This window comes from Robbsia andropogonis (assembly GCF_000970345.1).
GTDB classification, from domain to species: Bacteria; Pseudomonadota; Gammaproteobacteria; order Burkholderiales; family Burkholderiaceae; genus Robbsia; species Robbsia andropogonis.
In genome coordinates, this window is sequence record NZ_LAQU01000042.1 from 1 (window position 1) to 23,594 (window position 23,594).

Annotated in this window: 19 protein-coding genes and 1 pseudogene; 12 read left to right on the plus strand and 8 right to left on the minus strand. The window is 60.4% G+C overall.

Going from position 1 to position 23,594, the window contains the following annotated elements:
• The 4 genes and pseudogenes from WM40_RS23040 to WM40_RS23055 form a co-directional block, all read right to left on the minus strand.
• Nucleotides 1-822, minus strand: an 822-nt coding sequence (locus tag WM40_RS23040) for a PAS domain-containing protein (protein WP_269083107.1), incomplete at its 3' end; no start/stop codon positions are given.
• Complete coding sequence (locus WM40_RS23045; protein ID WP_046154110.1) at nucleotides 819-1,841, minus strand: alpha/beta fold hydrolase; 1,023 nt, start codon at nucleotides 1,839-1,841, stop codon at nucleotides 819-821. The genes WM40_RS23045 and WM40_RS23040, both read right to left, overlap by 4 nt.
• A 248-nt stretch (nucleotides 1,842-2,089) precedes the next feature.
• Nucleotides 2,090-2,314: pseudogene (locus WM40_RS23050) on the minus strand (hypothetical protein); the annotation flags it as partial.
• Between the two features lie 439 nt (nucleotides 2,315-2,753).
• Nucleotides 2,754-3,668 carry an FAD-dependent oxidoreductase gene (locus tag WM40_RS23055; protein ID WP_201779168.1) on the minus strand — a complete coding sequence of 305 codons (915 nt, stop codon included), beginning with the start codon at nucleotides 3,666-3,668 and terminating at the stop codon, nucleotides 2,754-2,756.
• Between the two features lie 598 nt (nucleotides 3,669-4,266).
• Here WM40_RS23055 and WM40_RS23065 point away from each other — a divergent pair.
• Nucleotides 4,267-5,481 carry a peptidoglycan DD-metalloendopeptidase family protein gene (locus WM40_RS23065; RefSeq protein ID WP_024905337.1) on the plus strand — a complete coding sequence of 405 codons (1,215 nt, stop codon included), beginning with the start codon at nucleotides 4,267-4,269 and terminating at the stop codon, nucleotides 5,479-5,481.
• 16 nt (nucleotides 5,482-5,497) lie between these two features.
• Here the strand turns inward: WM40_RS23065 and WM40_RS23070 are convergent, their stop codons facing one another.
• Nucleotides 5,498-7,783, minus strand: a complete 2,286-nt coding sequence (locus WM40_RS23070; RefSeq protein WP_024905338.1) for an NADP-dependent malic enzyme — start codon at nucleotides 7,781-7,783, stop codon at nucleotides 5,498-5,500.
• A 104-nt stretch (nucleotides 7,784-7,887) separates the two neighbouring features.
• Between WM40_RS23070 and WM40_RS23075 the strand changes: the two genes are divergently transcribed.
• Nucleotides 7,888-8,895, plus strand: a complete 1,008-nt coding sequence (locus tag WM40_RS23075; RefSeq protein ID WP_024905339.1) for a LysR family transcriptional regulator — start codon at nucleotides 7,888-7,890, stop codon at nucleotides 8,893-8,895.
• Between the two features lie 95 nt (nucleotides 8,896-8,990).
• Here the strand turns inward: WM40_RS23075 and WM40_RS23080 are convergent, their stop codons facing one another.
• Entirely contained in the window at nucleotides 8,991-9,866 is an 876-nt protein-coding gene (locus WM40_RS23080; RefSeq protein ID WP_024905340.1) for a LysR family transcriptional regulator, read from the minus strand.
• A gap of 143 nt (nucleotides 9,867-10,009) precedes the next feature.
• On the opposite strand from WM40_RS23080, the gene WM40_RS23085 reads away from it, so the two are divergent.
• The 6 genes from WM40_RS23085 to WM40_RS23110 are packed head-to-tail and all read left to right on the plus strand — an operon-like array spanning nucleotide 10,010 to nucleotide 17,400.
• Nucleotides 10,010-11,641, plus strand: coding sequence for a gamma-glutamyltransferase family protein (locus WM40_RS23085; protein WP_046154112.1), 1,632 nt, complete (start codon nucleotides 10,010-10,012; stop codon nucleotides 11,639-11,641).
• Between the two features lie 2 nt (nucleotides 11,642-11,643).
• Nucleotides 11,644-12,807, plus strand: a complete 1,164-nt coding sequence (locus WM40_RS23090; protein ID WP_082103138.1) for an ABC transporter ATP-binding protein — start codon at nucleotides 11,644-11,646, stop codon at nucleotides 12,805-12,807.
• 29 nt (nucleotides 12,808-12,836) lie between these two features.
• Nucleotides 12,837-13,973 carry an ABC transporter ATP-binding protein gene (locus WM40_RS23095; protein WP_046154119.1) on the plus strand — a complete coding sequence of 379 codons (1,137 nt, stop codon included), beginning with the start codon at nucleotides 12,837-12,839 and terminating at the stop codon, nucleotides 13,971-13,973.
• Nucleotides 13,974-13,980: 7 nt separating this feature from the next.
• On the plus strand, nucleotides 13,981-15,504 hold the full coding sequence (locus WM40_RS23100) for an ABC transporter substrate-binding protein (RefSeq protein WP_036012670.1): 1,524 nt from the start codon (nucleotides 13,981-13,983) through the stop codon (nucleotides 15,502-15,504).
• Nucleotides 15,505-15,511: 7 nt separating this feature from the next.
• Nucleotides 15,512-16,456 (plus strand): ABC transporter permease, encoded by a 945-nt coding sequence (locus tag WM40_RS23105; RefSeq protein ID WP_024905345.1) that lies wholly within the window; start codon nucleotides 15,512-15,514, stop codon nucleotides 16,454-16,456.
• Nucleotides 16,456-17,400 (plus strand): ABC transporter permease, encoded by a 945-nt coding sequence (locus WM40_RS23110; protein WP_036012673.1) that lies wholly within the window; start codon nucleotides 16,456-16,458, stop codon nucleotides 17,398-17,400. The genes WM40_RS23105 and WM40_RS23110 overlap by 1 nt, the downstream gene beginning before the upstream one ends.
• Here the strand turns inward: WM40_RS23110 and WM40_RS30945 are convergent.
• A complete protein-coding gene (locus WM40_RS30945; RefSeq protein WP_201779169.1) occupies nucleotides 17,348-18,253 on the minus strand; it encodes a lytic transglycosylase domain-containing protein in 906 nt (301 codons plus the stop codon). The genes WM40_RS23110 and WM40_RS30945 overlap by 53 nt on opposite strands.
• 347 nt (nucleotides 18,254-18,600) lie before the next feature.
• Here WM40_RS30945 and WM40_RS23120 point away from each other — a divergent pair, with 347 nt between their 5' ends.
• From WM40_RS23120 to WM40_RS31755, 4 genes are all read left to right on the plus strand, one after another.
• Nucleotides 18,601-19,716: a 2-dehydro-3-deoxygalactonokinase gene (locus tag WM40_RS23120; protein WP_236693653.1), complete on the plus strand. Its 1,116-nt coding sequence runs from the start codon at nucleotides 18,601-18,603 to the stop codon at nucleotides 19,714-19,716.
• 15 nt (nucleotides 19,717-19,731) lie between these two features.
• Entirely contained in the window at nucleotides 19,732-20,385 is a 654-nt protein-coding gene (locus WM40_RS23125; protein WP_046154113.1) for a 2-dehydro-3-deoxy-6-phosphogalactonate aldolase, read from the plus strand.
• 62 nt (nucleotides 20,386-20,447) lie between these two features.
• A complete protein-coding gene (gene dgoD, locus WM40_RS23130; RefSeq protein WP_024905350.1) occupies nucleotides 20,448-21,596 on the plus strand; it encodes a galactonate dehydratase in 1,149 nt (382 codons plus the stop codon).
• 59 nt (nucleotides 21,597-21,655) lie between these two features.
• Nucleotides 21,656-22,690, plus strand: a complete 1,035-nt coding sequence (locus WM40_RS31755; RefSeq protein ID WP_413783825.1) for an IclR family transcriptional regulator — start codon at nucleotides 21,656-21,658, stop codon at nucleotides 22,688-22,690.
• On the opposite strand, the gene WM40_RS23140 is transcribed toward WM40_RS31755, so the two are convergent.
• The gene (locus WM40_RS23140) at nucleotides 22,687-23,592 is read right to left on the minus strand and encodes a LysR family transcriptional regulator (protein ID WP_024905352.1); all 906 of its coding nucleotides are present in this window, start codon (nucleotides 23,590-23,592) and stop codon (nucleotides 22,687-22,689) included. The genes WM40_RS31755 and WM40_RS23140 overlap by 4 nt on opposite strands.
• Nucleotides 23,593-23,594: the final 2 nt, after the last annotated feature.

The following is a 23,594-nucleotide window of genomic DNA, read 5'->3' on the forward strand; positions in this document are numbered from 1 at the left end:
TCCGAGATTGATTTTACATTGCGCGGTGCAGATGATCGCGCCGCTATCCGGCTGCCATTCCCAGGCGCCTAGTTCCGCAAACGACATCGCCTGTTCGAGCCGATGTTTTTCATCGGCAAGCTTTGCATTTGCATCGGCGACCAGCTGTTGCCGCAGTTGTGCCAGCGAACGTAGCTGCGCGCGCTCACGTTGGCTGCGCTCGGTTCGCGCCATTTCTTCCGTGACGTCCCAGACACGAAGCGCGATCCAGTGCGGTTCCCTATCCGTTCCGAAGGACTGATCGGTATCCGGAGGCGAGACCTTGCCTTCCCGTGTGTGCTCGAGCGCGGGTATCAACGTGGCCTGGATTGTCCAATAGCGCGGCACCAGCGCGCTTTCTTCGTTCGATGCATATGGCGTGGCGTTGTTTGCGTTTTCCAGAGTCGGATCGACAACCGGAAAGCGGGTCGTCTGGGCCGTGGAATCGTACCGGAAGTACTGTGCGCTGACCGGACGTCTTGTGCGATGGAGTTTGTTGAAGGTCGCCATCAACCATTCGGCGCGCGCCTTTCGTTGTGCGTGCGGGCCCCATTGATTGACGTCGAAGATCGAATGACCGATCAGCGTGTCGCGCGATTCTTGGACAGTAGCCAGATACTGGTCATTGACGCGAACCACCCGATAATGGTTATCTAGAATCACGTATGCATCGGGCAGGACATCGAATATGTCGAGGCTGGCGGTGATACTGGCTCGCGATTGCCGTGCCGACGCGGCAGGCGCCACGACGAATGCGTCCGTGTGCCTTGAAATGGGCTCGGTTATCCCCGTGCGGCCGTTCATCTGACGCCACCCAGAAATTCCCGTATTGTCGATGTCAACCATGCGCGATCGTCTGGAATACGTTGCGGGTTACCGGCGCGGTGTCCATGCGGCGATGGTATGACGCGTAGCGCGGCACTGCGGGCATTGATCAGCAGTGGCAGTTCTGCTTGATTGTCGCTGACCTGGAAGTAACGATCCGTTTCTCCCGGTAATAGCAAAACGTGCGCGGTAATTGCCGCCATCGCGGCGGCGAGGTTTCCTTGATCACGGGGGGTGTCAGCGATGTTGCCTGCATGCCAGGTTGAAAGTTGCGCAAGCAAGTCGTTGGCATCGCGACGGCTGTAGTATGTGTCCCAAGCGCCCTGAAGATAGGATTCGAGGGAATCGAACCCGGCTTCGCGCCAGAGGGCATCGCGAAAGAACGCGTGGGACGTGACCCAACCTGCATAAACCCGTCCCATGGCCTTAATACCCCGTATGGGCGTCGTTGCGAAGTGGCCGTCCTGAAAGGCTGCATCGGCGGTCAGCGCAGCGCGCACGCCCTCCAGGAACATCTGGTTGTACGGGGAGCAACGTGCGGCGCCACAGACGACCATGATCCTTTCGACCATGTCCGGGTAGCGTGACGCCCAGTGATATGCCTGCATCGCGCCCATTGACCAACCATAGACCATTGCCAGCCGCGAAATGCCCAGTTGTCGCAGTAACGCGTGCTGGGCATCGACAGCGTCATGGCAGGTCACCAAAGGGTAGTCATGCAATGGCAGGCCGGCATTGGACGGTGACGAGGACAGGCCGTTACCGAACAAATTTGGAATGACAACAAACCAGCGTGACGTATCCAACCCTTCGCCGTCGCCAACGAGCCAATCTATCTCGTGGTCTTGGGCGGCGAATGACGTGGGGTACAGAATAACGTTGGATTTATCCTCATTCAGCGACCCGTAGGTCCGATAGGCGAGGCGCATAGACGGGAACACACGCCCCGACTGCAGGGGCACGTCCCCCAGGTCGAAAAAATGGGCCGTACCGGACATTGTCAGGCGCTGATGGCCGATGCGTCCGCGAATGACGTGCCAGTGTCCGGCATCGTGGCGGGGGCAGTGGCCGTCGGGCCCAGTGTCGACGTAACGGCGGCGCTGAACGGTGCCTGTGCGCCGGCCGATGGCGGCATGGCGGACGCGGCAGGTGCCGCGCCCACTGCCGCCATGCCGCCGTTGGCACCGAGTTGCGTGGCGCGCTGCATGGCTTCCACGGCCGCAACCGCTTCGTCGCTGCTCTGTGACAACTCCGCGCCATGGGCACGAATTGCCGCGATTAATTCCGCAGGGGTAATTTCATAACATACCGTCCGCAGCGTTCCCGCCTTGCGCTGATCGATGTCGACCATCAGCACCGTCTTGCCATCCGGCGAGGCTTGCAGCCGGACCTGCCGGCAGGGCAGCGTCGGATCGGCGAGATACTCTGAAAGAAGCGACATCGCGCCAACTGCGCCATTCTTGGTAGACATGACTCTATTCCTATATGACTGACAGAAGACGCGATGCATTGCCGCGCAATGTTGGCGCGTACCGTAACGATGACGTGACGCGGTTCGCGCCACGGAATCAACATTGTCCGGAAGAAATGTGACGCTTTCGATTCCACGCCGGTACGCGCGCCTGCGGATGACGGGGTCAAGACAGATGACGCCACCCGTTTTCACCGCACCGGATCCGCAAACCCCCCGTTTTGCCAGATGCTGGTCTACGACAGATCTACCCGAACCGGTATCCTATATTACGACAGCCATCGCCGCCTTGCCACGTCGCATTAAAAAGCGTGCGGAGCCATCATGCAATGCCGGAATGCTATTGCCAACCTCGGCCAATCAGCCAGGGATCGGCGTGCGACTTCTGTATGGATGTACAGTATAGCCGAATTGCGTCAGTGGGAGATGGCCTCGTCGATCAAACGGCATCGGGTAGCGTCAGCGACCGATGCACGGCGATGCCGGCTGCGGTGCCATCGCCCACCGCCAGCGAGACGGCGTACGAGACGCGCGCAATATCCCCGCAGGCAAAGACGCCGCGTATCGACGTTTGCTGCGACGCATCGGTGAGCACGTATTCGCCTGTGCGGCTCTGGCAAATATCGCAGCCTAGTTGCCGTGCAATCGGACTGCCGAGGCGCGACGGAGGCACCATGAACAACATCGTCAGCGGGACAGTACGTTTGTCCGCCAATTGCACCGATGCGCCGCTGCCTGCTAGCCCGGTCACGCGTTCCTGTTCGATCAAGACTCCGCGCGCGGTCAGTGCATGGTTTTGTTCGGGAGGCAGGATGAAAGCGTCGTTCGTGAACAACGTCACGGGCCCCCAGTCCGCGAGTAATAGTGCTTGTTCGACCGCGTCGGGGCCGAACGCCAGCACGCCAAGCGGCGTCTTGTCCAGCGCGTAGGCGGTGTAGTAAGGGCTCAAGCTCACCGTCTTGCCCCAGCGCTCGGCAAGCCCGGGAAGTTTCGGTAATGCGTCGACACGTCCCGAGGCGAGGATCAGGCGCCGCGTGCGGTACTCGGTCGTGCTTGTATCCACGACAACGAACAGCTCGTCCTTGGCATAGGCATAGGTGGCCGAGGCACCAATCCATTCCACGTTCGGGTAGCGTAACAGCCGTGCTTTCGCCGCAGCGGCTAACGTCGCGGCCGGGCGCTCGTCCAGTCCGATAAAGTCGTGCGATGTCGTGGAAAACCTGTCGCGTGGGCGTCCCGCGTCGAACACTAGCACCCGGCAATGTGCGCGGGCCAATTGCAAAGCCGCGGCAATTCCCGCATAGCCGCCCCCAATTATCGTGACGTCATATGGCATTCTGGCGCTGGCAAGCATATCGCTTCTGGAAGCTTTTTAACGACGTTACTCTAAATCGCTTCGCATAACCAGTATCCATCCGGAGAATGTGACGTAGCAAAAACTTCCAGTTTTCGGGTTCCAATTCGTGGTGCATCTCCTGAATTCACACCAATTTACAATTCACCTGGTAAGAATGGGTAAATGCCTTTACGACGCCACTAGGCTTGTCGCATACTTGCGCTTCGGCTTGTCCCGCCGAATGTTTCTGGGAATTACCCGTTTTCTTCCCGTGATGTTTATCGATGTCCAAGGACACTGGCTGTCGGCGCATGCAATGCTGCGACTCGGCGGGTCCAAGGCCGCGACATCGTGGGTTTTTACCATCTCGCACCGATGCGTCGTCGGCAGGATGGGGTGGTGCTATCGCGGTCGGTATGGTCCCGACGCGAACGTCCTGGCCTCTCTTGTTCGGATCGTTACCGTCCACGCCCTGGATGCGTGCGGGTGTCCGGTCCCCTTTTGTCACCGCGTGCGCTGACATGCGCCATGCAAGGCTATTTTACAGCCCGCGTATATTGTACGAGTGGGTTTTGGGGTGATCCGAGGCGCATCGTTGCATTGCCGATTTGACGCAATGACTGCTTTGCCACCTGATACGCTATCTTCCGCTACATCCGCTTCTGATTCCCTGCCGTCTCCGCCGCCCCATGGTCAGGTCGCGGCGAACGTCGTAGCCGTTGTATCGCTGCCCAATCCCGAACGGTTTGCCGATCCGTCTCGTCGGTTGAAGCGTGTAGCGGGGATGTGTGCGCTGGCGGCGTTGTGTACCAGCTATTTTGTGGCTGCATCGCAGTCCACCCGCAAGCAGGCCGACGACGACGCCGTCATATCGATGCAGCGTCTGGACGACGAGACCGTCGCGCAGCGGCGCGGCATACAACCTACGTCGTCAAGTGGCGCTAAAGAGGGTTCTCGGCGCGCCGTGACCGGCACGACGACGATGCCGGTGCTTGATGCCATGCACGCGGCTGCTGCTGCTGCGGGATTGGAGGTTCGCTCGACTATTGTGGAGAGTAGCTTCGATGCTTCCGCGCGGCAGGCGGGTCTCGACCCCGCCACCGCGTTGAAAGTCGCACATGCATTCAACGGTGCGATCGATTTCCGCCATGATTTGCGCAAGGGCGACACGATTACCTTTTTGTTCCACGCCACTGACAGCGCGACAGCCCCGGCGCGCCCGGCCGTTCCTGTGCCGGATACGACATTACCGGTTGCCGTGAAGATCGGCGACGGCAAGGATGGGGCAGAAGTTTTCCTATATCAGAAGCTGGGCGGTGAGCCGCTCTATTACGCGAAGGATGGCACCAGCGCCAAGCCGGCTTTTTCACGGTATCCGGTGGCGTTCACGCGGGTGTCGTCACCCTTTTCCTTGCGGCGTCTCGATCCGGTCACGCATCGTTGGCAGGCCCATGAAGGGGTTGACCTCGCTGCGCCATACGGCACGCCAATTCGCGCGACCGCGAATGGCCGTGTCGTCTATGCTGGCTGGAAGAGCGGATATGGCAAGGTCGTGGAGATCCAGAACGCGCCGCCTTATTCGACACGCTTCGCGCACATGTCCCGCTTTCATAAGGGGTTGCGCGCCGGGCAGACCGTCAAGCGAGGCAATGTGATCGGCTATGTCGGTACGACCGGTTGGTCGACGGGGCCGCACCTGCATTACGAGGTGCGCGTGAACCAGGTTGCGATGAATCCGCTAACGGTGCCGCTGCCCCGTGATACCCGTCTTGCCGGCGACGACAAGCAACGCTTTGTCGCGCGGGCAAAGGCACTTGCTGCCTTGATGTAGCCAGAACGGTTTGTGCCTAGTCCCGATTTGCCTGCACGACGGTGAGCGCCGCCATATTGACGATCCGTCGCACGGTGGCGCTGGAGGTCAGGATGTTGACCGGTGCATTGACGCCCAACAGGAACGGACCAATTGCCACGTTACTGCCAGCAGTGGTTTTCAGCAGATTGTAGGCAATGTTGCCCGCATCGACGTTCGGGCAGGCCAGCAGGTTGGCCGATCCTTTCAGACGCGAGTTCGGCAGGATGCGGTTACGCAGCGACTCATCCAATGCCAAGTCGCCGTGCATCTCGCCGTCGACTTCAAGGTCAGGTTGCTGTGCGTTGATCAGAGACAACGCTTCGCGCATCTTCGGACCCGAGGCGGAACTGGCGGACCCGAAATTCGAGCGTGACAGCAGCGCGACCTTCGGCAGCAGGTTCAAGCGTGCCATTTCGTTTGCGGCCATGATCGTGAACTCGGCAATCTGTGCGGCCGACGGGTTGTCATTGATATGGGTATCGACGAGTGCCACCGTGCGTTGGTCGAGTAGCAGGATATTCATTGCCGCATAAACGCTGGCACCCGCTTTCTTGCCGATAACTTGATCGACGAAGCGCAGGTGGTCGTGATAAGCGCCCACGGTGCCGCAGATCATGCCGTCGGCATCGCCGAGCTTGACCATCATCGCGCCGATCAAGGTCAGGCGACGCCGCATTTCCACGCGGGCCATTTCTTTCGTGATGCCGTCGCGGCACATCGCGTCCCAATACGTGACCCAGTATTGGTGGAAGCGTTCGTCCCAGTCCGGATTCGTCACCTCGACATCCACCCCGAGCTTCAGCCGCAAGCCATATTTCTCGATCCGTGCGAGCAGTACCTCGGGCCGTCCAATCAGAATGGGTTGCGCCAGTTTTTCGTCGACCAACACCTGTACCGCACGCAGTACACGCTCGTCTTCGCCTTCGGTGAAGACGATACGGGCGCGGCCGCTTTGCTTGACGATTTGCTTCGCCGCTGCGAACACCGGCTTCATGAATGCACCGGAGTGATAGACGAATTGCTGCAATTGGTCCGCGTAGGCTTCGAGGTCATGGATGGGGCGGGTGGCCACGCCGCAATCCATCGCCGCTTTTGCAACCGCCGGTGCGATCCGCACGATCAAACGTGGATCGAAGGGCTTGGGAATAAAGTATTGCGGCCCGAATGACAGGTCGAAGCCGCCATAAGCCGCCGCCACGACTTCATTGGCTTCCTCTTCCGCCAATGCGGCAATCGCATGAACCGCGGCGATTTCCATTTCGGTGGTGATGGTGGTGGCGCCCACGTCCAGCGCGCCGCGGAAGATGTACGGGAAGCACAGTACGTTGTTGACCTGGTTCGGGAAGTCCGAGCGGCCTGTGGCGATCACGGCATCGGGCCGGGCTTCCAGCGCGAGCGCGGGCATGATTTCAGGCGTCGGGTTCGCCAGCGCGAGGATCAACGGCTGCGCAGTCATTTTCTTCAGCAGCTCCGGCTTCAGGACGTTCGCCGCCGAGAGACCGAGGAATACGTCCGCGCCATCGATGACATCGGCGAGCTTGCGGTGCGGCGTGTCCTGTGCGAAGCGGTCCTTGTCCTCGTCCATCAGCACTTCACGGCCCTTGTAGACCACACCTTCGATATCGGTTATCCAGACATTTTCGCGGGGCAGGCCGAGTTGCACCATCAATTCGAGGCAGGCAAGCGCGGCGGCGCCGGCGCCCGAGGTGACAACCTTTACTTTGTCGATGGACTTGCCCACCACCTTGAGGCCGTTCAGGAACGCGGCGCTGACCGTGATAGCGGTGCCGTGCTGATCATCATGGAAGACCGGGATGGCGCAACGCGCGCGCAGTTTGCGCTCGACAACGAAGCATTCCGGGGCTTTGATGTCTTCCAGATTGATGCCACCGAACGTGGGTTCGAGGCCGGCTATGATCTCGACCAGTTTGTCCGGATCGCTTTCATTGATCTCGATGTCGAAGACGTCGATGCCGGCAAACTTCTTGAACAACACGGCCTTGCCTTCCATCACCGGTTTTGACGCGAGCGCGCCGATATTGCCGAGACCGAGTACCGCCGTGCCGTTCGTGACGACGCCTACCAGGTTCGAACGGCTGGTGTAGCGGTGCGCATTCATCGGGTCCGTGACGATTTCCTCGCAGGCGGCCGCCACGCCGGGCGTATAGGCGAGGGCGAGATCCCGTTGCGTCACCAACGGCTTGCTGGCCGAAATCGCGATCTTCCCCGGGATGGGCAGTTCGTGGTAGTCCAGTGCGGCTTGGCGATCGGCGTCGTTCATCGTGCGTCCCCTGTGAATGGCTTGAATGAGGTGCCAGTGTAAGGAGGGTGCGCTGACGCGGTATTTTGAATTAGTATGACGCCATCATCGTTTCATGATGGGTCATGTCGACGTCCGAATCCCGTGAATTGGTCCGAAAACTCAGCACGCGCTTGCGCATGCGGCATCTGCTATTGCTGCTCCAGATTCGCGAGCACGGTTCGGTCACGCGTGCCGCGGAGCAAATGGCCACCGGGCAACCAGCGCTGACGAATGCGCTGGCGGAGATTGAGGCGTTATTCGGTGCGCCCTTGTTTGCCCGGTCGCCTCGGGGCATGCGTCCGACGGCATTGGGCGATATCGTGCTTGAGCGGGCGCAGGCGATTCTGCACGACCTGGACCGCATGGCGCTCGACGTCGGTGCCTTGGCGGCGGGCGCCGCGGCGCAGTTGCGCGTGGGCGTGATTCCATTCGTTTCGAGTCAACTACTGACGCAGGCAGTACGCGGGATGTTGTCTGAAATGGATCGACGTATCACGGTGACTGTTGATGAAGGTAATAGCGATGCACTGATAGCGCGATTACGGGACCGCTCGCTGGACCTGATTGTCGCGCGCGCGCGTCCGTTGCGTGCGGCACCATCGGGTGGTACAGACGATCTTCGCTACTTACCGCTGTATCAACAGCAGCCAAGACTGATCGCCAATCGGCGCCTTGCCGCGCGCCTGGGTCGCCGGACACTTGACTGGCACGCGTTGTCGGAGTTGGAGTGGGTGATGGGTGCGAGCGGTACGCCAGTGCGAGATGAAGTGGCGCGGTTGTTCACCGCTGCGGGGGCGCCGGTGCCGGAACCGATTATCGAGACCTATGCGTCCAAGTTGATAGGCGATGCGATTGCCGACGGCGAGCGAACGGTCGCGCTGGTGCCGGCCGATATCGCGCAGGAACTGGTACGCACGGCGGGGGTCGCGATCGTTCCATGGTCTCTGACCTGGGCCTTGCCTCCGATCGGCGTCTGGACGCGTGCCGATAATACGCGCGCGACGCGTGGCATCGATGCCAGCTTTATCGCAGCATTGCGCGCGGCGGTGCGTGCCGATGCCAATGCCATGGCCGTTGGCCTGCCCGTCTGAGTGAGGCAATGCCCCCATGCCGCCAGGTTCCAGATGCTCGGCAGGTGAGGCGCACCTTGCTTAGTGTTTTGTCGAGGCATGACGCACAAAATGCCTTACACGGACGGCGACTGATGCAACTGGGCCAACAATGCTTCCGTCAGCGATCGACGGGTAAAGACGGTGCGCTGCACCATACCGACTTCGCGCTCCGGAGCCCGTTCCGGCAAGCGAATGATGCGCAATTGCGGGTCGCGCAGCCACCCGCCGTTATGCAGCAACGGCAGGATGGCGACGCCCACGCGACGGCGAATCAATGTCACGATCGTATCGATCGCGTTTAACTCGAGATATTCATTTACCTTCCATCCCAAACGCTGCAAGGTCAGGTCCACCAGGACGCCGGTGCGCACGCGTCGATCAAAACGTATGAACGGATGACGAGCGAGTACGGTTTCGCCGCTGTCTTCTGAAACATCCGGATGCGCTACCAGCACCATCGGTTCGGTGTAGAGTTTTCGCCATTCCAGCGTAGGAGGGAGCGCATGATCGGGTCGTCCAACCACTGCAGCGACGTCGAGGTCGCCACGCTCGACCATCTGCGCCAACTCGTCCGAACGCAACGACAACAGTCGTACATCGAGTTCCGGATGGGATGTTTTCAGCGCATGCACGGCAACCGATAGCGCACCGATGACCGATACCACCGCGCCAATCGCCACTGGGCCGCTCAGCGTGTCTTCGGAGGGGGCGTAGAGCGCGTCGATGTCCTTCAGGATGCGCGCGATTTTCGGCAGTAACTCCCTGCCTTGCCGGGTCAGGGTGATCTGCCGAGCACTGCGGTCGAACAGCGGTCGTGCCAGGGATTCTTCCAGGCCGCGCATCTGTTGGCTCACGGCAGCCTGCGTCAGCGCGACACGGTCCGCAGCGCCGGAGAACGAGCCCGCCTGCGCAACCGCACAGAATGTTTTCAACATTTGGATCGAGGGCATGCGGATCAGGTCATCGTCGAAAGCAGCAAGTACATAAGATAATCTTAAGTGTTCAAAATAAAATATTAATTTTTTTGCCGCCAAAATTGCGTTACTTTGTCGATCTATGAAGCACTAAGCCGTCTTGTCGAACAGGTGACCCCATGCAGTCGATGCAATTCAACTGGAACAATCCCTATCCCACGCCTCGTACGCCTATTTTCGCGCGTAATGCGGTGTCCACATCGCATCCACTGGCGGCGCAGGCGGGGCTGCACATGTTGTTCAAGGGCGGTTCCGCCGTCGATGCGATCATTGCCACCGCGGCCGTGCTGACAATCGTCGAGCCGGTATCGAACGGGCTCGGGAGCGACGCGTTTGCGATCGTGTCGGACGATACCGGTCTGCATGGTTTGAATGCATCCGGCATCTCACCGGCTGCGTGGAATCCAGAATATTTCAAGGCAAAGTACGGCGTGGACGGGAAGGGCCTTGCCAGGCAGCCCGAGCGAGGTGTCGACGCGGTGACGGTGCCAGGCGCGGTGAAGGCGTGGGCCACGTTGCACGAGCGCTTCGGTAAGTTGCCTTTTGCCGATCTGTTCGAGCCGGCGATCGCGCTCGCCCGTCGCGGGCATACGATCGCGCCGATGGTCGCGAAGAAGTGGGCGGCGGCGGTGCCTTTATTGGAAAGCCAGCCAGGTTTTTCCGATGTGTTCATGCCGCACGGCCGCGCTCCGCAGACCGGTGAGCATTTCACGATGCCAGCGGCGGCGCGGACGTTCGAACGCATCGCGCAGAGCCACGGGCGCGACTACTACGAAGGTGAAATTGCCGAGTCGCTGGTGTCCTTCCTGCGCAAACACGGCGGGGCGCACACGATGGATGACTTCCGCGCCTTCCAGGCGGAATGGGTTACACCGATCAGCCAGGACTATGCGGGCTATGCGTTGCATGAGATTCCGCCGAATGGACAGGGGATTGCCGCCTTGATCGCGTTAGGCATCCTGAAGCATCACGATGTAGGTGCTTACCCGGTGGATTCGCTGGCGTCGCAGCATTTGCAGATTGAAGCGATGAAGCTGGCCTTTGCCGATATCTATCGCTATGTGTCGGACCCACGATCAATGGATGTCACACCGGAACAGATGCTCGATCCGGGTTATCTGGCGTCGCGAGCGAAGTTGATCGATATGGACAAGGCCAGCGCGCATACGTTCGGCCGCCCGCCCGCGGGCGGCACCGTGTATCTGACCGCTGCCGACGAGAACGGCATGATGGTGTCCTTTATCCAGTCGAATTATATGGGCTTCGGCTCGGGCGTCGTGCATCCGGAATGGGGCATCAGCTTGCAGAATCGTGGTGCCGGTTTCTCGATGGACCCGATCTCGCCTAACGTCGTCGGGGGCCACAAGCGGCCATTCCATACGATCATTCCAGGATTCCTGACGCATCAAGGCGTGCCGCGGATGAGTTTTGGCGTGATGGGTGGCGACATGCAGCCGCAGGGTCATATGCAGACGGTGATCCGCATGCTGACCTATGGTCAAAATCCGCAGGCGGCATGCGATGCGCCGCGCTGGAAGGTCAACCGCGATTTCACGCTGGATCTCGAAAGCACCATCCCCGCGGCTATCGTCGAGGGATTGCGGGCGAAGGGGCATCAACTGAAGTCGTTTGACGATCCGTACATGGACTTTGGCGCCGGTCAATTCATCTGGCGCCTGTCCGAAGACCGGGATCATGGTTACGTTGCGGCCAGCGATTCGCGGCGCGACGGTCACGCAGTGGGCTTCTGACGATGCGGGACGCGGGACTGGTCAGGGACGACGCGCTGCAATCTGCACCGTTCACCACAGCGGTGGCGCAGGCGCCCGTTTTGGAGGTACGGCATTTTTCGCTGAAGTTTTCGCGCGATCCGAAGATGCCAAATCTCGTCGATGACGTCAGCTTCGCGATTCATCGCGGCAAGACGTTGTGCATCGTTGGCGAATCGGGCTGCGGCAAGAGTGTGACGTCGTTGGCCATGATGGGGCTGTTGCCGTCGCCGCCAGCGAATATCGTCTCCGGCGAGGCCTTTTTCGAAGGGCGTGATCTGTTCAAGCTCGACGAGCGTGCCTTGTCGGATGTGCGGGGCAATCAGTTGGCGATGATTTTCCAGGAACCAATGACCTCGTTGAATCCGGCTTTTACGGTGGGACATCAACTGGCGGAGGGGATTCGGCGTCATCGTGGCCTGGACCGCGCGGCCGCGCGTGAACAAGCGCGTCTGATGCTTGAAAAGGTACGGATTCCCGCGCCTGAAAAACGTCTGGATGCCTACCCGCATGAGTTGTCCGGCGGGATGCGGCAACGCGTGATGATCGCGATGGCGTTGGCGAACGAGCCGCATCTTCTGATCGCGGATGAGCCAACCACGGCATTGGACGTCACCATCCAGGCGCAAGTGCTGCAATTGGTGCGTGGCCTGCAGGCAGAGACGGGTACCGCCATGATATTGATCACGCATGACCTCGGCGTGGTCGCGGAAGTTGCCGATGACGTCGCGGTCATGTACGCCGGGAAAATTGTCGAATACGGCAGTGTTCAGCAAATTTTTGAGAATCCTCAGCATCCCTATACGATTGGTTTGATGGGTGCGATCCCGTCGATCGGCAAGCGTTCCGGTGAGCTGGCGACCATTCAAGGTGCGGTGCCGTCGCCAGATGCGATGCCGCGGGGATGCCGCTTCGCGCCGCGCTGCCCGTTTGCCGCGGAAAGGTGTATCGACGCCGTGCCGCCCTTGGCGCCGGTCGCAATGGCCGGCGATACGTCGCCCGTGTCGTATGCGGATGCCCTCGAGGCGACGGCCGCACCTCATCGCGCGGCATGCTGGTTCGCACCGATCGAGCAGTTTTTCCCGGAGGAGGGAGAGGCATCGATCAGTGTGTCCCGGGTCGGACCTCATGCAGGAGCGAGCGAATGAAAGCGCAGGATACCCAACGTGGCAGTGTAATGATCGATGCGTCATCGACACCGCCGCTTTCCGCCGCGCCGACTATCCTCGAAGCGCGTGAACTGACCAAGCGTTTTGGCGGTGCGCGACACATGTTCACGCGCACGCCTACCGTGCATGCCGTGAACGGTGTGTCGTTTTCGGTCGTGCAGGGCGAGACGTTTGCAATCGTCGGCGAATCGGGTTGCGGCAAGTCCACGCTCGGACGTTTGTTGTTGCGCCTGATCGAGGTCACGGATGGTCGTGTGCTGTATCGCGGCAAGGACATCACGCATTTGAACGGTGCGGCGTTGCGCGGCTTACGTCGCGAAATGCAGATTATTTTCCAGGACCCCTTCGCTTCGCTGAATCCCGGCATGACGATCGGGCAGTTGATCGGCGAGCCGATCGCGCTGCATGGTTTGGCGAAAGGGCGTGATTGTACGGACCGGGTGGCGGACTTGTTGCGCACGGTGGGTTTGCAACCGGCCTATGCGGACCGGTTTCCCCATGAATTCTCGGGCGGCCAGCGGCAACGTATCGGCATTGCACGGGCATTGGCGGGTGAGCCAACGCTGGTGGTCGGCGACGAGCCAGTTTCCGCGCTCGATGTTTCAGTGCAGGCACAGGTCATCAATCTGCTTGAACGATTGAAGCACGACCTGTCATTGACATTGGTCGTGGTTGCCCATGATCTGGCCGTGATCCGGCATATGAGTGATCGCGTTGCGGTGATGTATCTCGGTGAGATAGTTGAATTGGCGCCGGTGGATCAACTGTTCGACACCCCGTTGCACCCATACACGCAGGCCCTGCTACAGGCAATTCCGGTTACGAGTCCGGCGCAGCGCGCAGATGGTCCGCGCCGCACGCTCGGCGGTGAGCTACCGAGTCCGACCGCACCCCCGCCGGGTTGCCGTTTCCATACGCGTTGTCCCCATGTGCGGGACGTGTGCAAACACGAGCGGCCCGTCAGCCGACGTGCGCAAGGAGACGAGCGTGGCGTACATCACGTCGCTTGCCACTTCTGGCGCGAAATCCAGGATGCTGGCGGCGGTGTGCCGCTGGCATCGCATCAATCGGCCACATTGTCGCGTCGGTTTGCGTTATATCGCGCGGCGCAGCAGAAGATTTCGGTAACCCATACCACGGGATGAGCGGCACATGAGAAAAGTGAAATGCGAAGTCAAGGTCGGGATGGTGCTGGCGGCGGCCGTCCTGTATAGCCAGGGTGCGTTCGCGCAGTCAGGCCAGACGCTGCGTATCGGCATTCAGGATGATATCGGGACGCTGGATCCGGCTAAGAGCACGCAAGTGGTCGAGCGCATGGTATTCAACTCGCTGTGCAGTTCCTTGGTGGACATCACGCCAGACTTGAAGATCGTGCCGAAGCTTGCGACATCGTGGTCGCAGAGTGCCGATGGCAAGACATTGACCTTCAAGTTGCGTCATGGCGCCACCTTCCAGGATGGTGAGCCATTCAATGCCGCCGCGGTCAAGGCGAACCTGGACCGTTATCGCACGATGCCGTCGAGTAATCGTCGCAGTGAACTGGCCTCCGTGGACTCCGTGGATGTCGTCTCCGACGATACCGTGGCTATCAAGCTGAAGGCACCGGATGCCGCGTTGCTGGCAACGCTGACCGACCGCGCCGGCATGATGCTCGCCCCTAAGACGTTGGGCGATGCCGCCGGCGTAGCTGCACATCCTGTCTGTTCGGGTCCATACAAATTTGTCGAGCGGGTTCAGAACGACCGCGTGGTACTGGAAAAATGGGCCGGTTATTGGGATGCCGCCGCCTATCCGATCGAGAAAGTCATCTTCCAACCGATGCCGGATACGACGGTACGCCTGGCAAATCTGCGTTCGGGCTCATTGGATATGCTGGAGCGTCTGGCGCCATCCGACGTGGCCGCCGTCAAGAGCGCGGCAAACCTGCAGTTGGTCAACGTCAGCGGCTTGGGTGAATACAATCTCACCTACAACATCGCCAATGGCAAGGGCGCTACGGCGGCGTTGAAAGACAAGCGTGTGCGCCAGGCGTTCGAACTGGCGATTGATCGCGATGCGATCAACAAGATCATAGGTGGCGGTATCTTTGCACCTGCCAACCAGGCGATACCGCCAAGCAGTCCGTACTTCAACGCCGCGCTGCCTATGACGAAGCGCGATGTCACGAAGGCGAAGGCGTTGCTGAAGGAAGCCGGCTATACGCACGTGGACGTGGAATTGACATTCGGCAATAACACCGTGTCGAGTCAAATGGCGCAGATGCTGCAGGCGATGGTGTCCGAGGCCGGCATCAACTTGAAACTTCGGCCGACTGATTACGCGGCCGCGCTCAATGCCGCCCATAACGGTGATTTTCAGGTAATGTACCTTGGCTGGTCGGGACGGACGGACCCGGACGGCAACCTGCATCAATTCGTGACTTGCAACGGTAACCTGAACTATGGGCACTACTGCAACGCCGAAGTCGACAAGCTGCTTAACGAGGCAAGGACCAAGCAGGATGTGGCATCGCGCAAGCCACTATACGATGCAGCGCAAAAGATCCTGGCCGATGAAGATCCCCTGACCTATCTGTATTACCAGCCCTGGCCTTTCGCGTTATCGAAGAAAGTGCAAGGTTTTGTCGCCTATCCTGATGGCTTGATCCGCTTGCGCGGCGTCAGCATCAAGGGGTAATCATCTCGTGCTGCGCATACTTGCAAATCGCGTGATGGTGGCGGTTCCCACGCTGATCCTGGTGTCGATGCTGATTTTTGGGTTGCAGAAGATGTTGCCCGGTGACCCGGTGTTGGCGATGGCGGGTGAAGACCAGAATCCGCAGGTCATTGCCGTGCTGCGCGCGCAATACCATATGGACGATTCGGTGCCGCTGCAGTATCTCTACTGGGTCAAGGGCGTGCTGCACGGCGATCTGGGCCACTCGCTTCGCACCGAGGTAGCCGTGACCACGCTGATCGCGCAGAAGCTGCCGGTGACGATTCAGCTCGCCGTGATGGGAATGCTGATTGCCGTGTTGATCGGCATTCCACTGGGGGTGTTGTCTGCGGCAAGACGTGGCACGGCCCTGGATCATGTCGCCAATGTCGTCGCGTTGTCCGGGATGTCGATTCCGAACTTCTGGCTTGGCATCCTGCTGATTTTTATCGTCTCCGTGAAGTGGCAGTTGTTACCCTCTTCCGGATACGTTTCACCCGGGCAAGACTTCTGGCTCAGCATCAAGACGATGTTGATGCCGGCGTTCGTGCTGGGCGCCGCTCTGGGCGCACAACTGATGCGCCATACACGCAGTGCGATGTTGAGTGTGTTGCGTGCCGACTATATCCGTACCGCACGGGCCAAGGGCCTGCGTGCGCCAACGGTTGTCATCAAGCATGGCTTGCGTAATGCGATGATCCCGATAGTGACGGTGCTGGCACTCTTATTTGGCGAGCTGCTAGCCGGCGCGGTCCTGACGGAGCAGGTGTTCACGATTCCGGGTTTCGGCAAGCTGATCGTCGATGCGGTTTTCAATCGTGACTACGCGGTGGTGCAGGGCGTGGTGCTGGTCACCGCGTTGAGCTTCATCGTTGTCAATTTGTTCGCGGATGCGTTGTATATGTTGTTGAATCCTCGTTTGAGGCGCCAATGATGGCCGCCACCAAGACTTCTTCGTCCCCGTCTCCTTCGTTGCAATCCTTGCCCCCACCTTCCTCACAGGGCAAGGGCAATGGACCGAACGCGAGCCAGTCTCCACAGCCACGCGCGCAAAATCGTGCATGGCGCAAATTCAAACGCAACCGCGCAGCGGTTGCAGGTGGCGTGATCGTAGTGTTGATGGTGCTGGTTGCGTTTCTCGCGCCCTGGTTGTCGCATTACGATCCGGTCCAGGCCAGCTTCATGGACGTACGGCAGGCGCCATCCGCGGCGCATTGGTTCGGCACCGATGAATTGGGACGCGACGAACTGACCCGAATGATCTGGGGCACCCGTGCATCGTTGTCCGCGGGCGTCGTGTCCGTCGCGATTGCCGTGCTGATCGGACTGCCACTGGGCCTGTTGGCGGGATATTTCGGCAAGGTCGTTGATGGGGTGATTTCGCGCATTGCCGATGCGTTGCTGTCGATTCCGTTTCTCATCCTTGCGATTGCTCTCGCGGCCTTCCTCGGGCCTAGCCTCACCAATGCCATGGTAGCCATCGGCGTATCGGCCATGCCGCGTTTCGTCCGACTGACCCGTGGCCAGGCCATCACCGTCAAGGCGGAAGAATACGTGGAAGGCGCGCGTGCCATCGGCCTCGGGCACGGTCGCATCATCATCCGCTACATTCTGCCGAATGTATTGCCGCCTATCATCGTGCAGGCCAGCCTGACGGTTGCCACCGCGATCATCGCGGAAGCAAGTCTGTCCTTCCTGGGCCTTGGTCAATTGCCGCCGGCGCCGTCTTGGGGGGCGATGCTGAATACGGCAAAGGATTTCGTCAGCCAGGCACCCTGGATGTCTATTTTCCCTGGCATTGCGATCTTTCTCGCCGTGTTGGGCTTCAACCTGCTGGGTGACGGATTGCGGGATGCACTGGACCCGCGCGAAGGCTGATGGACGTGTCGATGCGCATCGGGATCTCGCCTTGTATTGGGCCGTTATCGGGGTCGACCTTCGAAAGTAACGCGCCATACGCGCGTTGCACCTTGTTCGCATACAGCGTCCGCCGCGCCTGCCTATCCGCACGACTGCCAGCGTTATAGGCGCCCACGGCATTCCATGTATTGCCATGGCGCTTTACATTCTGGGCAAGGATTTCCGCGCCCGTGATGATCGATACGCACGGGTCCTCCAGTAGCATAGTCGACGTGATCCCTTGCTGTTCCAGTCGCGGCAAGTGAATAGAGTTGATTTGCATCAATCCCAAATCGCGTGATCCATCGGCATTGATATTGACCGTGTTGTTGTGTAACCGGGACTCGACCGTACCAATCGCGATCAGGAGCAATGGGTTGACGTGGTAGCGACGTGCGGCGTGATTCCAGCAACGCGTAAGGCGTCGCGCGGCTTCCGGCACCGCCGAACCTGCCATGAGCGATTGCGACAGTTGTCCGCCGGCTGTTGCGGCTGCTTGCAATCGTGTCGCGCGCGTTGCCAGTGCCACCATATCAGGTCCTTCGAGCGAGAAGGGCGCCCCCGTCAGTAACGCGCCCGCGAAGATCGGCGCCGTCTTTTGCGCGCTCAATACATCCTGTCTGTCCTGCCCTCCTTTATTGCTGTGATACGTGCTTGCCATCACGCCGCATGCGGCGATGATGGCGGCAGCAGTCATGCCGGATACGCGACGCGCCGTCCAGCGTAATGACGCGCGCCGCTGTTGGGACAGTACCGCAGCCCGACGTATGAGGCGGCGTGGACGCCATCGGCGTGACAAAGCGGCAAACTGCATGGATAAGCGATGACGCATCGTGAGGATCTCCGGTGGGCGGCGTCTGCAATGGCGCGCTGCGAAAATCGACGTGACGCGAAAGGCGTTCGGTCGCGAAAGAGAAACAGGCGCTACATCGTTCTTATTGCCTAGACATAAAAACATGTCCGACTAGCCTAACCGTGGATTGCGATCCAAACGAGGGGTTAGCGTCCTAAATCGAATGGTTTATCATATTACATCCCAAATAATGGGAAGTGATCTCATTATATGTAAATTGATCTGCAGGCTGAGTACAATTGCGTTATAAGACACATCCCATCGCATAGCCGTCATCGTCGAACGGCCGGGCGCCGCGGCAAGATTGAAACAGCAAGGGGGGACGAATGATGTTGGACGATGCAGCGGCGCGGGCAAATGCACCCGTGGACAGGTCTGCACCCTTATCGATGCCGGGCGGCTCGGAACGCGCGCTCGCACAGGCGGCACTCCTGGCGCTGGACTGGGGCACGTCGTCGCTGCGAGCCTATGTGCTTGATTGCGCCGGACAGGTGCTGGCATGGCGACAGGAGCCGTGGGGCTTGATGCAGGTGGGCGAGGTCAGCGGCAAGCAGGGCGTGGCGGGATATGAGGCGCTGTTCGAGCGGATCATCGGCGATTGGCCCGGCTTGGCTGCCGATATCCCGGTGATTACGTGCGGCATGGTGGGCAGTGCGCAGGGCTGGCAGGAAGTACCTTACCTGCCGGTGCCGTCCGCGGCGGCAGATCTGGCGCGACAACTGGCACCTATCAGGCATGGCAACGGCCGCACGATCTGGGCGGTCCCGGGATGGCGTGAAGCCGGACTATTGCCAAACGTGATGCGCGGCGAAGAGACGCAAATTCTAGGTGCGCTACTGCAGTGGCACGCGCTGCAAGGTGACGCTGAGTCGGGGTTGCCGCAAGTTGGCCCGGATGCCGCCGACGTCCTCTTATGTCTGCCCGGCAGCCACTCGAAATGGGCGCGAATGCAAGGCGATCGCATTCGGCACTTCGACACGTTCATGACAGGTGAAGCGTTCAGCGCATTCAGTCGACACACGATTCTGGCGCGTACCATGACGGTGGGCGCTGCCGCCGATGCGGCCGCATTCGAACGTGGCCTGCATACGGCGTTGGCGGAAGATGGCAAAGGGGTGTTGGCAAACGTGTTTTCCTGTCGCACGCTCGGACTGTCCGGCGAGTTGGATGCGGCGCAACAAGCCGATTACCTGTCCGGTTTATTGATTGGTGAGGAAATTGCAAGCATGCGCGCGTCCTTCGACTGCGGCATTGCCCTGGTGGGCGACGCGGCACTATGTCGGCGGTATGCCACTGCCATCCGGTTTGCCGGCGTCAGCCATGACGTACCCATTCTGTCCGGTGCGACGGAGCGGGGACTGTGGCGCATCGCCGTCGAAGCGGGCTTGATACCAGAGACGCGTTCTTCGACTGGCATTGCGCCCGTTGCCTCCATCACTTGAGTTAAGGATTTGCGCATGACACTCCATTCCACGCACCCGATGTTGGATCGCGCCATGCAGGCATGCGGCATGGTGGCCATTCTGCGCGGGGTGAGGCCCGATGAGGTGGTCGACATCGGTCAGTCGCTTTACGAGGCTGGCTTCCGGATCATCGAAGTGCCATTGAATTCACCCGAGCCGTTGCGAAGCATCACGGCATTGCGCCAGGCCTTGCCCGACGAGGTAATGGTTGGCGCGGGGACGGTGCTGTCGCCGGACGATGTGGCGAAGATCGCGCAGGCCGGTGGCCAGATCATCGTCATGCCGCACTCCGATACGGCCGTGATCCGCGCCGCGCGGGATGCGGGGCTTGCCGTGGCCCCAGGGGTGGCAACGCCGACGGAAGCGTTCGCTGCACTGGCCGCGGGTGCCCACGTCCTGAAAATGTTTCCGGCGGAGTTGCTTGGGCCGGCCGTCGTCAAGGCATGGCGCGCCGTCATACCGAAGAGCGTTCCGCTCCTACCCGTTGGCGGTATCACGCCGGACAATATGACGTCCTTTCTGGAGGCGGGCGCGCAGGGATTTGGCCTTGGCTCCGCGCTGTACAAGCCGGGCCTCGATGCCGCCGAAGTGGGTCAACGCGCGCACCGCTTCATGACGGCATGGCGCACAACGCAGCCGGCCGTATGAGACAAGGCTGTCGGCATTGCCGACCAAGACGTCGCAATTGATCGATCAGGAGACGACATAACATGAAAATCACGAAAATAACATCATTTATCGTGCCGCCGCGATGGCTGTTCATCAAGGTGGAAACCGACGAAGGTATCGCCGGTTGGGGCGAGCCGATTGTCGAGGGCCGGGCGCATACGGTGGCGGCGGCCGTTGACGAATTATCGGATTATCTGATTGGCAAGGACCCGCGCAACGTTCAGGATCATTGGAACGTCTTGTATCGCGCCGGGTTTTATCGTGGCGGTGCGATCCACATGAGCGCGCTGGCGGGTATCGATCAGGCGCTATGGGATATCAAAGGCCGCGCGCTGGGTGTGCCGGTGCATCAATTGCTCGGCGGCCCGGTGCGAGACCGTATCCGCGTGTACTCGTGGATTGGCGGAGATCGTCCGGCGGATACGGCGGCGGCGGCGAAGGCCGCAGTGGGACGCGGATTTACGGCGCTGAAGATGAACGGCACCGAGGAATTGCAGTACGTCGATACTTTCGACAAGATCGATCTCGCGGTAGCGAATGTCGCCGCGGTGCGCGAAGCGGTGGGACCGCACGTGGGGATTGGTGTTGACTTCCACGGTCGCGTGCACAAACCGATGGCGAAGGTGTTGATCAAGGCGCTGGCGCCGTACAACCTGATGTTCATCGAAGAGCCCGTGCTCAGCGAGCATCATGAAGCGCTACGCGATCTGGCCGGTTTGAGTGCGACGCCCATTGCCCTGGGAGAGCGTCTTTATTCGCGTTGGGATTTCAAGAAAATCCTCAGCGATGGCTATGTCGATATCATCCAGCCCGACGCATCGCATGCGGGGGGCATCACGGAGACGCTCAAGATCGCGTCGATGGCCGAGGCGTATGACGTTGCGTTGGCGCTGCATTGCCCGTTGGGGCCGATCGCATTGGCAACGTGCTTGCAGATTGACGCGGTTGCATACAATGCGTTTATCCAGGAGCAGAGCCTGGGTATCCACTACAACAAGAGCAATGACTTGCTGGACTATGTAAAAGACCCGTCGGTTTTTGACTATCGTGACGGTTATGTTGCCATTCCGCAAGGGCCTGGGTTGGGTATCGAAGTGAACGAGGAATATGTCCGGGCGCGTGCCGCGGAAGGGCACCGTTGGCGGAATCCCGTTTGGCGTCATGCCGACGGCAGCGTGGCTGAATGGTGATGGTGCGGGATACGTCCATGCAGGCACAGGTCGTGCACGCGGGGGACGACGACGGCGCGATGGACTGCAGCCGGCTGGCGTCCTCCCTTGTGACGGAAGCTAGCGATGGCGATAACCTGTCGCGAGCGCCTTCAACGTTGAGGGCGCGTCCCGCATTGCCCGCGGCGACACCTCCTGCCGGTGCGCAAACCTTGCTTCGCGGCCTCGCCGTACTCGACGCGGTGGGCAACGGCATACGCTCATTGAAAGCGTTGGGTGAGCGGCTTGGCACCACGCGCAGTACCACGCACCGGCTTGTATCCACGTTGGTGGTCGAGCGCTACTTGCGGGTGAGCGGTGGCCAATATTTCCTGGGACCACGCGTGCTGGAGCTTGGCTTCCAGGCGCGTGAGCAGATCCCGTTGGCGGCGCTCGCGCGGCCCTATCTGGACAAGCTTGCGGGATTGACCGGGGATACGATCCATCTTGCCGTGCGTGACGGTGAGGACGTGCTCTATATCGAAAAAATCGCCGGACGCCAAGGCTTGCAGATGCGCTCGCGTGTAGGGCAGCGCATGCCCATCGCGTTGACCGGGGTTGGAAAGGCACTGATTCTCGATGATTCCCCCCAGCAATGGGAAGCGCTGTTTCGCGGCGCGGCGATACGTGACGATGCTCATGCCCGGGAGCGTGGCCGTGACGACGATGCTGATACCGCGGCAACTGTCGCGGCGTTGGCATCGCATCGAACCGGCGTTGCCCACGCGCGCGGCCGTTTCGAACCAGATGACGCTTTGGCACGGATCGCCAGCGCCTGGCATCCGCGCGCCGATGTGGTACTGCCCGCACATACGCGACCTAGCGTAGAAGACCTGCTGGCGCGGATGCAAACCTACGCTGCCGGTGGTTATGCATTTGACCTTGAGGATAACGAACCCTCCATTCGCTGCGTCGCCGCCCCGGTTCGTGATGCGAGCCATGCGATTGTTGCGGCGATCAGCGTATCGAGCACCACCCCCTATATGCCGCATGAGCGCATGGCGGCGCTCCAAGGCGTGGTGATTGACGTCGCCCACGCATTATCGGCCGAACTGGGGTGTCCGACAGGCCGCTAGGGTGCGTCATTGGTGAATCGCGTATGGGTGTCGGCGATTGGTCGCGTGGCATCCACAACGCATTGCGTGAAGCATTCCAACATCTTTTTGCGCGGTTGAATGTTCCGTTCGAGTATGCCGATTTCACGATGGAATGTTTCTTGGCCGAGTGATAGCACACGCACCGCATCACCAAGGCGTAACGAAGCCGCCATCGGTACCAGCGCGACACCAACACCATGCGCCACAAGATCGACGATGGCCTGCAACTCGTCCAACTCGACAATCTCCTGCACATTGATGCGAGCGCGGCGCAGAAAGCGATCCACGAGACGGCCTCCGAACGAGCCCGTGTCGTAGCGGATAAAGGGTTGAGACCGAAGCGCGTCACGCCAAGCGGACGCCTGCATCGTCGCGGGTGCCAGTACGACATAGGGCTCACGACGCAGTGTACGCCAGCGCAATTCAGGGGGAATCGCAAAGGGTGGCTTGATCAGCACGGCCAGGTCGGCATCGCCTCCATCGACCATCGACAGCAGGTTCAACGACACGCCTGGTATCAGACGGACACGCCAGGCAGGCGCGGCATCGCGAAAACGCTGCAACGCCGGGACGAGGAAGGAAACTTGCGCCGATGCGATCGCGCCTACCCGTAACTGTCCGCCCTGCTCATTGTCTTCCTCGGGATGCGCGAGTCTGGCATAGACAGCCAGCAGTTCTTCCGCCACGGTGACGGCGCGCTTGCCGGCGGCATTCAATCTGGCGGACCGCCCCGTGCGATCAAACAGGGGGAATCCAAGTTCCTCTTCCAAGCGCTGCATCTGGGCGCTGACAGCCGATTGCGTTACGCCGATATGCGCACCGGCGCTCGCGAACGTGCCAAAGCGCACCACTGCAAGAAAGGTTTTCAGTTCGCGCATCATCG

What these genes read in the sequence shown, in the direction of transcription:
- WM40_RS23045 (WP_046154110.1), bottom strand. Translation starts at nt 1,841, where the DNA reads ATGTCCGGTACGGCCCATTTTTTCGACCTGGGGGACGTGCCCCTGCAG.
- WM40_RS23055 (WP_201779168.1), bottom strand. Translation starts at nt 3,668, where the DNA reads ATGCTTGCCAGCGCCAGAATGCCATATGACGTCACGATAATTGGGGGC.
- WM40_RS23065 (WP_024905337.1), top strand. Translation starts at nt 4,267, where the DNA reads ATGACTGCTTTGCCACCTGATACGCTATCTTCCGCTACATCCGCTTCT.
- WM40_RS23070 (WP_024905338.1), bottom strand. Translation starts at nt 7,783, where the DNA reads ATGAACGACGCCGATCGCCAAGCCGCACTGGACTACCACGAACTGCCC.
- WM40_RS23075 (WP_024905339.1), top strand. Translation starts at nt 7,888, where the DNA reads ATGTCGACGTCCGAATCCCGTGAATTGGTCCGAAAACTCAGCACGCGC.
- WM40_RS23080 (WP_024905340.1), bottom strand. Translation starts at nt 9,866, where the DNA reads ATGCCCTCGATCCAAATGTTGAAAACATTCTGTGCGGTTGCGCAGGCG.
- WM40_RS23085 (WP_046154112.1), top strand. Translation starts at nt 10,010, where the DNA reads ATGCAGTCGATGCAATTCAACTGGAACAATCCCTATCCCACGCCTCGT.
- WM40_RS23090 (WP_082103138.1), top strand. Translation starts at nt 11,644, where the DNA reads ATGCGGGACGCGGGACTGGTCAGGGACGACGCGCTGCAATCTGCACCG.
- WM40_RS23095 (WP_046154119.1), top strand. Translation starts at nt 12,837, where the DNA reads ATGATCGATGCGTCATCGACACCGCCGCTTTCCGCCGCGCCGACTATC.
- WM40_RS23100 (WP_036012670.1), top strand. Translation starts at nt 13,981, where the DNA reads ATGAGAAAAGTGAAATGCGAAGTCAAGGTCGGGATGGTGCTGGCGGCG.
- WM40_RS23110 (WP_036012673.1), top strand. Translation starts at nt 16,456, where the DNA reads ATGGCCGCCACCAAGACTTCTTCGTCCCCGTCTCCTTCGTTGCAATCC.
- WM40_RS30945 (WP_201779169.1), bottom strand. Translation starts at nt 18,253, where the DNA reads ATGCGTCATCGCTTATCCATGCAGTTTGCCGCTTTGTCACGCCGATGG.
- WM40_RS23120 (WP_236693653.1), top strand. Translation starts at nt 18,601, where the DNA reads ATGATGTTGGACGATGCAGCGGCGCGGGCAAATGCACCCGTGGACAGG.
- WM40_RS23125 (WP_046154113.1), top strand. Translation starts at nt 19,732, where the DNA reads ATGACACTCCATTCCACGCACCCGATGTTGGATCGCGCCATGCAGGCA.
- dgoD (WP_024905350.1), top strand. Translation starts at nt 20,448, where the DNA reads ATGAAAATCACGAAAATAACATCATTTATCGTGCCGCCGCGATGGCTG.
- WM40_RS31755 (WP_413783825.1), top strand. Translation starts at nt 21,656, where the DNA reads ATGGACTGCAGCCGGCTGGCGTCCTCCCTTGTGACGGAAGCTAGCGAT.
- WM40_RS23140 (WP_024905352.1), bottom strand. Translation starts at nt 23,592, where the DNA reads ATGATGCGCGAACTGAAAACCTTTCTTGCAGTGGTGCGCTTTGGCACG.